We start from the raw sequence: 11,070 nt of genomic DNA, 5'->3' as shown, positions 1-11,070 counted from the left end.
GTCCATGGGCCGGTGGGGCCGGGGGCCGTGGAGTAGCCGATGAACTCGGAGCAGCACTCGGCGGCGAAGACGTTGTAGTACGTGCCGTTGCGCTTGTAGACCCAGGGCCCCTCCTCGTAGAGGGTGGGGCGGCTCGGGTTGCCCGTACGGGTGCCGAACCCGGCGGTGGTCAGGGGGATTCTGGTGACGCTGCCGGAGTAGGAGATCATGTCCTGGTTGAGCTTGACGTACCACAGGTTGGGGTTGCCCCAGTACAGGTAGGCCTGCCCGTCGTCGTCGATCATCACGTTCGGGTCGATCTCGCCGTTGCCGACCAACGGACGCCCGATCGCGTCCCGGAACGGACCGGTGGGACTGTCGGAGACACCAACACCGATCACCATTCCACCACCGCGCTGCTTCACCGGCACATACCAGTAGAACTTGTTGTTCCGGGCCACCACATGCCCCGCCCAAGCATCCGCCTCGGCCCAGGCGAACGTGGCCAGGCTCATCGGGGAGCCGTGGTCGGTCCAGTTGACCATGTCGGCGGAGGAGAACACCCGCCAGTCCTTCATGGTGAAGTAGGTGGAGCCGTCCTCGTCGTGGCCGGTGTAGAGGTAGACCCGGCCGTTGTGCACGATCGGGGCCGGATCGGCGGTGTAGATGGTCTGCACGATCGGGTTGTCCGCCCGCGCCGGGGCGGCGAACAACGTCGCGACGCAGAGCAGGGTCGCGATCCAGGCGACGCCACGCCTGACTCTGGTGCGGGTCGGGGACACGGATGCGGGTCTCACAGCTACCTCCCGAGGTGGGGGACGGCTCACCTGGGACAGGTGTCTGCCCAGGGGTGGGTGCGTGCGCGCAGGGGTGGCTGACGGGCGCGCCCAGCCACGGACGCGGCGGTGTGATCGGCCCTGGCCCGGCCTGCGACCATCACGGGTCGGAGCGGGCGCTGGCGTCCACGCGGAACGGGGACATGCTCGGCTCCCGGTTGTTGCTCCTGCGCTGCTTTCGCCGGGTCAGGATTCCCGATGGCAGCGCCGGAGCGTGTCCTTCGCTCCTGAGACGCAGGATACTTGTGACCGTTAACAGGGACAAGGGTGGATGGACTTCGTGGTGATCCGTCCACGGTGGCCCCGGCGGCTCGCGTGCCGCCGAATTGGCCCGCGTACCCGGCCGTCGGGGCGTTGCCGGCGTCTGCCATGCTCGGCACGATGACGACCGGCCGTACCGCCAGACGCCGCCCGCGCCGCCGGGGCGCCCTCGTCGTCCTCACGCTCGGATCGGTCGGTGTCCTCGTCGCCGTCGCCGTCCTCGTCGTGCCGATGCTGCTGTCGCCGGGCCCACGACCGCTGTTCCAACTGCCCGTCGCCTGCGGCGAGAAGTGGCAGCTCGGCACGTATCCCGGGCACGACGACTACGACGTCGACCTGTTTCCCACCCGGGGCGAGGCGTGGGGGCGACCAGTGCTCGCGTCCTACGCCGGCACGGTGACCGTGGCGGGGATCAACGGGTCGTTGGGCGGCCGTACCCCCGACAACCCGGACGGCCCGCGCGGCCGGGGCGGCGGGTACTGGGTGAAGATCGACCATGGCGGCCGGTGGGAGACGCAGTACCTGCACCTGCTCGAACCGCCGCTGGTGCGCGAGGGGCAGCGGGTCGCCCAGGGCGAGCAGATCGGGCGGGTCGGCAGCACCGGCAACTCCGGCGCGCCGCACCTGCACTACGAGCAGCGCCGGGGCTGGGAGAAGGTCGAGACGCACTTCGACGGCGTGCCGTCGGGGATCACCAACGACGACACCGAGTACACGGTCACCCGGACCAGCAACAACTGCCCCGCCGGGCGGCCGTAGCTTCGACTGCTGGAGCGCTCGACGCCTGATCACGCCCGGCAGCGCCCTGACCTTCGATCGCATGGGTATGCCACCGGCCCGGGGCCTCACGCGCCGCCGACCCGGGGCCGCCGGTGGTCGGTCAGCCGGAACCCGACACCCCGTACCGCGACGAGGGTGACGCCGGTGCCGAGCTGGTCGAGCTTGCGTCGCAGCCGCTTCACCAGGGACTGCACGTCGGCCGTGCGCTGCCGCCCCTCGTCGTGCCAGACGGTGCGGTGCAACTCCGCGTAGCTCCAGACCCGCGCCGGTTCGCTGGTCAGGCGGGTCAACAGGTCGTGCTCGAGCCGGGTGAGGAAGACCTCGCGCTCCCCGCAGCGGGCAACGGAGCGGGCCGAGTCGATCCGCAGCATGTCGTCCGGGCCCGGATCGGGGGCCGGTTGCCCGGTGGTGGACCCCCGCGCGGCGGGCCGCACCGCGATCAGCCGGCGCAACTCGTCGAGGTCGGCCACCAGCAGCAGGGGCGCGATGCCGTCGAGGCGTTCGGCGAGCCGGATCCGTTCGGCCGGTGACGGCGTCACCGCGATCACCAACGGGATCGGGGGCCCCGCCTCGTCCAGGGGGCCCGGCGGCGCGCTCCCGTCGCCCCCGGTCACGGCGTCCACCCGGACGCGACCGGCGACCCCTGCCCGACTCTGTCATCGTCGTGACAGCGACTGTCAGGCACCGTGGCCGAGCGGTCAGCTCTTAGCGACGAGTTGCTCACGTCGCGCGTTTGATCCTTCATCTTTGTCGATCATAGTTTCCCCACAGGCGGCCGGCGTGACCCGCACGGCGCCTGGGGGGCCTGGGGGGCCGCACGTACCGGTGCGTCCAGAGGGGAGACTCGGTCGTTGTACCCCTGTCACGGCTCGACCAACCGCGGGTCGTTCTGCAGGAGGCAGCACCGATGCTGAGACGTCCACACCCCAGGGGCCTGTCCAGGCGCCTGGTGAGCGCCGGTGCGGCGCTCGCTCTCGTCGCGACAGCTCTGGCCACGACCGGTTCCGGCTCGCAGGCCGCGCCGGGCGGGGCGTCCGCGGACAAGATCCGGCCCGAGCTGGTCAAACAGCTCAAGACCAAGACCGAGAGCGACTTCTGGATCCACTTCGGTGCCCGGGCGGACCTGAGCAGGGCCAGCGCGATCACCGACTGGACCAAGCGGGGCGCCGCCGTGGCGGACGCGCTGCGCCGCGCCGCCGCCGACAGCCAGGCCAAGGTGCGCGCCGAGCTCGACGGCGCGGGCGCGAAGTACCAGAGCTTCTGGGCGACCAACGCCATCAAGGTCAGCAGCGGCTCCCTGACGCTGGCGCAGAGCCTCGCCGCGCACGCCGAGGTCGACGGTGTCTACGCCCCGATCGCCTACCAGCTTCCCGAGGTCACCGAGGGCGCCGACGAGAAGACGACCAACGCGCTGGAGTGGGGCATCGCGAGCATCAACGCCGACGACGTCTGGTCGCGGTACGGCGTCACCGGCGCCGGCATCACGGTGGCGAGCATCGACTCGGGCGTGCAGTTCGACCACCCGGCGCTGGTGAAGTCGTACCGGGGCAACAACGGCGACGGCACCTTCGACCACAACTACAACTGGTACGACGCCGCCGGCGACTGCGCCGCCGCGCCCTGCGACGGCGACGGCCACGGCACCCACACGATGGGCACGATGGCCGGTGCCGACGGCGCCAACCAGATCGGCGTCGCCCCCGGCGTCAGGTGGATCGCGGCCAACGGCTGCTGCCCGACCGACGCCGCGCTGATCACCTCCGGCCAGTGGATGCTCGAACCCACCGACCTCGACGGCGAGAACCCCGACGCCGGCAAGCGGCCCAACATCATCAACAACTCGTGGGGCACCCGGTTGCCCTCCAACGACCCGTTCATGGAGGACGTGACGCTGGCCTGGGCCGCGTCGGGCATCTTCGGCGCCTGGTCCAACGGCAACAGCGGCCCGTCCTGCCAGACCAGCGGCTCACCGGGCAGCCGGTCCAGCAACTACTCGACCGGCGCGTACGACGTCAACAACACCATCGCCAGCTTCTCCTCCCGGGGTGCCGGCCAGGGCGGCGCCGTCAAGCCGGACATCTCCGCGCCCGGCGTCAACGTCCGCTCCAGCATCCCCGGCGGCGGCTACGGCAGCCTCAGCGGCACCTCCATGGCGTCACCGCACCTCGCGGGCGCGGTCGCGCTGCTGTGGTCGGCGGCACCCGCGCTGGTCGGCGACGTCGCGGCCACCCGTGCCCTGCTGGACGACTCGGCGATCGACGCCGTCGACGCCCAGTGCGGCGGGACCGCCGACGACAACAACGTGTACGGCGAGGGCCGCCTCGACGCCCTCGCGCTGCTCGGCGCCGCCCCCATCGGTGAGACCGGCACCCTCGCCGGCGCGGTCACCGACGCGGCCACCGGCGATCCGGTCCCCGGAGCCACGGTGGCCCTCACCGGCCCGGCCACCCGCCAGCTCACCACCGACGCAGACGGCCGGTACTCGTCCCTGCTGCCGGTCGGCGACTACCAGGTCGCCGTGAGCGCGTTCGGCTACGGCGGCCGGACGCTTCCCGCGACGGTCCGCGCCGCCGCGACCACGACACTCGACGTCGCCCTGACCGCGGTGCCGTCGGTCACCGTCAGCGGCTCGGTCACCGACGGCTCCGGCCACGGCTGGCCGCTGTACGCGAAGGTCAGCGTCGAGGGCCTGGCGGTGTCCGACTACACCACGCCCGGCAACGGCCGCTACAGCCTCACGCTGCCCGCCTCGGCGACGTACAAGCTGCGGGTGGAGCCGCAGTATCCGGGCTACCAGAAGGTGACCCGCGACATCGTGGTCGGCTCCGGCAACACGACCCACAACGTCGCCGTCGCCGTGGACGCCGCCGGCTGCGCCATCGCGCCCGGCTACGCGTACGGCTCCGACGGGGTGTACGAGACCTTCGACGGCGACCGCGTCCCGGCCGGCTGGTCGGTCGTCGACAACGCCGGCACCGGCCAGGTGTGGCAGTTCACCGACGCGGGGGAACGGGGCAACCTCACCGGCGGCACCGGCGGCTTCGCGATCGTCGACAGCGACGACTACGGCACCGGCGGGAAACAGGACACCTCGCTGGTCAGCCCGGTCGTCGACCTCACCGACGTGGCCACCCCGGTGATCCGGTTCAACCAGGACCTCAACTGGGTCAGCTTCGAGCGCGCGGACGTCGACCTCAGCATCGACGGTGGCGAGACCTGGACCAACGTGCTGCGCCAAGCCTCGGACGTGCGCGGCCCCCGGGTGACCGAGATCGCGATCCCGCAGGCCGCGGGCCAGTCCCGGGTCAAGGTCCGGTTCCACTACTACGACGCCACCTGGGAGTGGTGGTGGCAGGTCGACAACGTGCTGATCGGCAGCGAGGTCGCCTGCAAGCCGACCAGCGGCGGCCTGGTGCTCGGCCACGTCCGCGACGCCAACGACAACGGTTACGTCAACGGCGCGACCGTCACCAGCGACGACCGGCCGACGGAGACGGCCACCACCGTGGCCACCTCCGACGACACCGAGCTGCCGGACGGCTTCTACTGGTTGTTCTCGTCGCTGACCGGCGAGCACCGGTTCACGGCGAAGGGCAGCGGCTACGCCAGCCAGGGCAAGCAGGTCACCGTCGAGGCCGACTGGGCCACCGCCGTGAGCTTCACGCTCGCGGCCGGCCGGCTGTCCGTGCAACCGGCCGCGGTCAGCGGCACGGTGCGGATGCCCACCGGCTCCGTCGCCAAGACCTTCACGGTGACCAACACGGGCGGGGCCCCCGTCGACGTCCGCTTCGGCGAGCGTAAGGGCGGGTTCGAGCTGCTGCGGGCAGACGGGTCCCGGCTGACCCAGCGGCAGATCCTGGCCGCCGACGGGGCCCCGGAGCAGCGGCTCACCGCCGCCACGTCGCTGGCCGCGCGGGCGTCGGACAAGGCCGCCACGGTCGCGCCCGCCCCGGCCGGCCCGCAGGCCGCGCCCTGGACAGACGTCACCGACTTCCCGACCAACGTGATGGACAACCGGGTGGTCAGCCTGGACGGCAAGGTGTACTCGATCGCCGGCGGCAACGGCACGGCGTCGTCGGCGAAGAACTACGCCTACGACCCGATCGCCCAGACCTGGTCGTCGATCGCCGCCCTTCCCGGCGCGCGCAACGCCGTCACGGCGGGCGTCGTGGCCGGGAAGATCATAGTGACCGGCGGCTGGGGGCAGTCCGGCCCCGATGCCGCCACCTGGTCGTACGACCCGGCGGCCAACACCTGGACGAAGAAGGCGAACAATCCCGCGCCGCGGTCCGCCGCCGGCCAGGCGGTCGTCGACGGCAAGCTGTACGCGATCGCCGGGTGCACGACGACGAACTGCACGCCGATTTCGAACGACGTCGTCCGGTACGACCCGGCCAGCGACACCTGGGAGACGCTGCCCGACTACCCGAAGTCGGTGGCGTTCCTGTCCTGCGGCGGGGTCGACGGTGTCGTCTACTGCACCGGCGGCAACGACGGGACGGTCTCGCAGAAGGCCGGCTACGCCTTCGATCCGGGCACCAACGCCTGGACCGCGATCGCCGACGCGCCGGCCGACAACTGGGCCAGCTCGTTCGCCGTGGCCAACGGCAAGCTGCTGGTCGTCGGCGGCTCGCAGGGCGGCGCGATCACCAACGCCGGCTTCGCCTACGAGCCGGCGAGCAACTCGTGGTCGGCCCTGCCGAACGCCAACACCGCGCGGTACCGTGGCGGCGCGGCGTGTGGCTTCTACAAGGTCGGCGGCGCGTCGGTCAGCTTCACCGCGACGGCGGACAGCGAGGTGCTGCCCGGCTTCGGCGAGTGCGCCGCGGTCGCCGCGGACGTCAGCTGGATGACGATCGACAAGACGGCGGCCACGCTGGCGCCGGGCGAGAAGGTCACGGTCACCGTCGCGATGGCGGCCACCGTCGACCAGCCGGGCACGTACACGGCGTCGGTCGAGATCACCGAGAACACCCCTTACGCGGTCGCACCGGTGCCGGTCACGATGACCGCGCAGCCGCCGAAGACCTGGGGCAAGCTGATGGGCGCGGTCACCGGGACGCCCTGCCAGGGCGTCGGCGCGCCGATCGCCGGCGCGGTGGTCCAGGTCGACTCCTGGGCGATGTCGTGGACGTTCGCCACGGACATCCAGGGCCGGTACGCCTACTGGCTGGACAAGCGGAACAACCCGCTGACGTTGATCGTCGCCAAGGACGGGTGGAAGCCCCAGACCCGACAGGCGAAGATCAACACCAGCACGCCCACGGTGGAGAACTTCGCGTTGTCGCCGATCCGCTGCTGACCGTCGACAGTTGACGGACAGCCCGGCCCGCCCGGTCGCACGACCGGGCGGGCCGGAGGCGTCCTCGGGGCGGGGCCGAACGTTCGGGTGGCGGCGGGCCGGAGGTTCAGGACACCGCCAGCCGGAAGCCGACTCCCCGGACCGCGTCGATCGTCGCCGGTACGCCGAGCCGGGCCAGCTTGCGCCGTACCCTGCGCACCACCGAGTGCAGGTCGGAGCCGCGGCCCAGGCGCTCGGTGCCCCAGACCTCGCGGTGCAGCCGCCAGTGGGTCCAGGTGTGCCCGGGCGTGCCCACCAAACAGCGCAGCAGGTCGTGTTCCAGCGGGGTCAGACCGATCTCGCGGTTGCGCCAACGCAGCACCCGGCGATCCGAGTCGATGCCCAGCGCGCTCGCCGGCGCGTCGGCGGCGACCACCGGCCGGTGGGTCGCCACCTCGGCGGGCGGGGAAGGCGGGGCGGGAGGCTTGCCGGCCACGCCGAGGAGCCGCCGTGCCTGGTCGACGCTGGAGACGATCAGGAACGCCTCGGCCCCGCCGAACAGTTCGGCGAGGCGCTGGCGGTGCATCGCCGAGGAGGCGATGCCGATGGTCAAGGAGGGCTTCCCGCTCATCCTCCGCCCTCCCGTCCACCGCTCGCGCCGATGGCGTGCATATAGTAATAGGCGTCGATGTCAACGGCAACGTCCCCTCCCGACGGTGGCCGCCGGTCGGGGGCGGGCGTGGCAGTATGTCGGCGTGCCCGAGGCCCGGAAACCGCCGGTCGCGTTCGAGACGACCTGCGTCGTCGCGGCGCTGCCGGACGAGGTGTACCACCACCTGACCGACCCGAACAGCTACGTCGGGCTGTCGCCGCTGATCGTGGCGGTCCGCGATGTGCGCACGAGCCACGACGCGCAGGGTCACGTCGTGGCCCACTATGTCGCCGTCGAGCGGTTCCGGCTGGCTGGGCCGGTGCGGTGGGACAACCCGATCCGGGTGGTCCGGGAGGGGTGACCGCCGACGCGCCGGTGCCGCTGCGGCGGTTCGTGGCGGCCAAGGCGCGCCAGGTCGCCGCGTACCGGGCGGCGGAGCTGGCCCGCCGCGTGACGGCTCGATAGCCCGCGCGTGAACCCGCGCCGCCGTCGCGGGTGCCGCCGGGCGAGGGATACCGCGTGGCGCGGAGCCGGCAGAATGTCTCCGTGTCCTCTGACGTGCTGCCGATGATCGCCGCCGAGCGCCGCCGCATCGCCGACCTGCTCGACTCGCTGACCCCCGCCCAACTGGACGCCCCCAGCCTCTGCGGCGCCTGGACGGTGCGGGAGGTCGTCGGGCACCTGGTGTCGCCGCTGGTGGTCAGACCGTGGCGGGTCCTGCCGCTCGTGCTGCGCTCCGGCTTCGACCTACATGCGGCGAACGCGCGCCTGGCCAGCCAGGTGGCCCGCCGGCCAGCCAATGAGCTGGCTGCGGCGCTGCGGGCCCACGCGGAGCATCCGTTCCGGCCACTCGTGGTCGGGTACCTCGGTCAGCTCACCGACGTGCAGGTGCACAGGCAGGACATTTGCCGTCCGCTGGGCCTGCCCGCCGACCTGGACCCGCACCGGCTGCGTACGTCGCTGGACTTCCTGGCCGGCGGTCGGGCCGTCGGGTTCGTCGTCCGCCGCCGGGTCGCCGGGTTGCGGTTCGAGGCCACCGACCTGGGCTGGGCGTCCGGCGACGGCCCGGTGGTCCGGGGGACCGGCGAGGCGCTGCTGCTCGCGCTGACCGGCCGGCGGGTGGTCCTGCCCGAGCTCGACGGCGACGGCACTGCGGTGCTGACCGGGCGCTGGGCCAACTGACCAGGGCGACACCCGGCGGCCCGGCGCGGGATACACCCGGCCGGTCGCTCGGCTGAGCGCCGCACGCCGACGAGGTCTCGTCCTCCGGTTCGCCGGTCGGGCGGCCCCTCCGCCGGGCGGTCCGGACGTGCCGGACAGGGCGGCGACGAGTTTGAAGCCGCCGCAGCAGACCCCGAGCACGCCCAGCGTGACGAGCAGGATGCTGTAGTTCGACCACAGGCCGAACCTGGTGACGTCGGTGCCGTGCCCGTCGTGGACCCGGTTGCGCCAGCCGCCGAAGCGGAACGACAGGTGGTGCACGGCTCCGGGCTTTTCGGCGTGCTGGTGGCGCTGCTGATCGTGGTCCTGCTGGCCACGGCCGGGGGCGGCGCGGCTGCTAGGCTTCTCCTGGCCCGATTGGATCACCGCGATCCTTTGCGGGTCGAAGAAGATCATGGCGACGGGGCTGCCGATGGCGGCGGTGCTGATCAGCCCGCAGACCGTCGGGCTGATCCTGCTACCGCTGATGCTGTTCCACCAGATCCAGCTGCTGGTCTGCGCCGGGTTGGCCCGGCGCTGGGGGCGCGCGGCGACAGGGCGCACACCCCCGCCGTAGCGGGGGAGCTGACCTCCGCCGCCACGAGGCGGGCCCGCCATCCGGGGAGGACGCTCGGTGATCCCTTTCGATCCGATGGGTGATGTGTCATCTTCGATGAATGCGGGTCGGTGGCCGCGAAGGCAGACAAGGTCGCGCCTGCGCGGTCAGGCGTGGGGCGGAAGCGTCGTGCCGCTGACCGACGGCATGCGGCTGGCCGCACGCCGTGTCCGACCCCGCACGGGGCTGGCCGTCGGCCTGCTGGTCGTCGCCGTGCTGGCCCTGGTCGGGGGCATCGCGTACACCGCCCTGCTGCACGTCCAGCACGCGAAGATCCGCCACGAGCTTGACTGGGCGATGGTGCACGGCCGCCCGGCCGACCCGTCCGGCTGCACCTGGATCTTCGGCGGCGCGAGCGACACGGGGCACGCCGGCGCACCCCCGGCCGGTTTCCCGCAGCACGAGGTCATCCACGCCGTGGCCCGCAACGGCCGGCCGCAGGTCGGCCAGGTCGCCCGCAACGGCACGGTCTACCACGTGCGCACGCAGGTGCGCGGCGACGAGGTCGTCCAGGTGGTCTTCGACGCCCGCTTCCAGCTCGCCGAGCGGCGATACCTGCTCTGGGCGATGTCACTCGCCGGAGTGGCGGTTCTGGCCGCGGCGACCGCGACCGATCTGCGGCTGCGCCGCGCGGCGGTGCTGCCGCTGGCTGAGGCGCTCGACCGGCAGCGCCGCTTCGTCGCCGACGCCAGCCACGAGCTGCGTGCCCCGATCACCCGGGTGCACATGGCGGCGCAGTTGCTGGCGCGGCGGTCGGCCCGCTCGGGCAGCGACGCGGACCGGCAGGATCTGGACCGGCTGCTGCGCACCACCCGACGGCTGGGGGAGGTCGTCGACGAACTGCTCCTGTCGGCCCGGCTGGCCGACACGGCGTCGGCGACCCGACCGCCGGCCACGGTCGACCTCGCCGCGCTCGTCGCCGAGGCGATCGAGGCCGACGCGCCGCGCGCCGCCGAACACGGCGTGACGCTCACCGTGGTCGGGGCCGATGCCCCGGTGCCGGTCTGCGGCGTCGGCCCCGCGCTGCGCCGGGTGGTGGCGGAGCTGCTGGCGAACGCCCTCAACCACACCCCGGCCGGCGGCCACATCGAGGTGCGGTTGCGCCCGGAGGTCGCGGGCCACGTCGAGCTGGTGGTCAGCGACTCCGGCCGGGGGTTCGACCCACGGCACGCGGACCGGATCTTCGACCGGTTCCACCGTGGCCCCGGCTCCGGGGACCGCCGGGTCGGGCTCGGGCTGGCCCTGATCCGCGAGGTGGTCACCGCGCACGGCGGCACGATCAGCGCCACCGGCCGGCCGGGGGCGGGAGCCACCTTCACCGTACGGCTGCCGGTGCGCGGGCGGGGGCGGGCCGGCTCGCCGCCGCCGGACGGCGACCCCGTCGGTTCGTGGTGGCCCTTCTGCTGGCGGGCGAACCGCGACCGGGCGGATCGGGAGCGCGAGATGAGCAGATCCTGACCGGCGG

General features: G+C 72.8%; 9 protein-coding genes. 6 read left to right on the top strand and 3 right to left on the bottom strand.

Annotated elements, in window-relative coordinates; translation table 11 throughout:
* Nucleotides 1-776, bottom strand: a 776-nt coding sequence (locus tag E1258_RS10480) for a family 43 glycosylhydrolase (RefSeq protein ID WP_165949715.1), incomplete at its 3' end; no start/stop codon positions are given.
* A 420-nt stretch (nucleotides 777-1,196) separates the two neighbouring features.
* Between E1258_RS10480 and E1258_RS10475 the strand changes: the two genes are divergently transcribed.
* Entirely contained in the window at nucleotides 1,197-1,835 is a 639-nt protein-coding gene (locus E1258_RS10475) for a M23 family metallopeptidase (RefSeq protein ID WP_132399108.1), read from the top strand.
* An 86-nt stretch (nucleotides 1,836-1,921) separates the two neighbouring features.
* Here E1258_RS10475 and E1258_RS10470 read toward each other — a convergent pair whose 3' ends face one another.
* A complete protein-coding gene (locus E1258_RS10470) occupies nucleotides 1,922-2,470 on the bottom strand; it encodes a winged helix-turn-helix domain-containing protein (RefSeq protein WP_243715326.1) in 549 nt (182 codons plus the stop codon).
* Nucleotides 2,471-2,805: 335 nt separating this feature from the next.
* Here E1258_RS10470 and E1258_RS10465 point away from each other — a divergent pair, with 335 nt between their 5' ends.
* The gene (locus tag E1258_RS10465; RefSeq protein ID WP_243715325.1) at nucleotides 2,806-7,158 is read left to right on the top strand and encodes a S8 family serine peptidase; all 4,353 of its coding nucleotides are present in this window, start codon (nucleotides 2,806-2,808) and stop codon (nucleotides 7,156-7,158) included.
* Nucleotides 7,159-7,264: 106 nt separating this feature from the next.
* On the opposite strand, the gene E1258_RS10460 is transcribed toward E1258_RS10465, so the two are convergent.
* Complete coding sequence (locus E1258_RS10460; RefSeq protein ID WP_132399102.1) at nucleotides 7,265-7,768, bottom strand: winged helix-turn-helix domain-containing protein; 504 nt, start codon at nucleotides 7,766-7,768, stop codon at nucleotides 7,265-7,267.
* 85 nt (nucleotides 7,769-7,853) lie between these two features.
* Here E1258_RS10460 and E1258_RS10455 point away from each other — a divergent pair, with 85 nt between their 5' ends.
* The 4 genes from E1258_RS10455 (at nucleotide 7,854) to E1258_RS10440 (ending at nucleotide 11,063) form a co-directional block, all read left to right on the top strand.
* Nucleotides 7,854-8,150 carry a hypothetical protein gene (locus E1258_RS10455; protein ID WP_243715324.1) on the top strand — a complete coding sequence of 99 codons (297 nt, stop codon included), beginning with the start codon at nucleotides 7,854-7,856 and terminating at the stop codon, nucleotides 8,148-8,150.
* Nucleotides 8,151-8,335: 185 nt separating this feature from the next.
* Nucleotides 8,336-8,971 (top strand): maleylpyruvate isomerase family mycothiol-dependent enzyme, encoded by a 636-nt coding sequence (locus E1258_RS10450; protein ID WP_207919499.1) that lies wholly within the window; start codon nucleotides 8,336-8,338, stop codon nucleotides 8,969-8,971.
* A gap of 373 nt (nucleotides 8,972-9,344) precedes the next feature.
* A complete protein-coding gene (locus E1258_RS34575) occupies nucleotides 9,345-9,566 on the top strand; it encodes a bile acid:sodium symporter (RefSeq protein WP_132399100.1) in 222 nt (73 codons plus the stop codon).
* 168 nt (nucleotides 9,567-9,734) lie between these two features.
* Nucleotides 9,735-11,063: a cell wall metabolism sensor histidine kinase WalK gene (locus tag E1258_RS10440; protein ID WP_243715323.1), complete on the top strand. Its 1,329-nt coding sequence runs from the start codon at nucleotides 9,735-9,737 to the stop codon at nucleotides 11,061-11,063.
* Nucleotides 11,064-11,070: the final 7 nt, after the last annotated feature.

This window comes from Micromonospora sp. KC207, assembly GCF_004348615.1.
Taxonomy (GTDB): domain Bacteria; phylum Actinomycetota; class Actinomycetes; order Mycobacteriales; family Micromonosporaceae; genus Micromonospora.
This window is presented reverse-complemented; position numbering and strand designations above follow the sequence as displayed.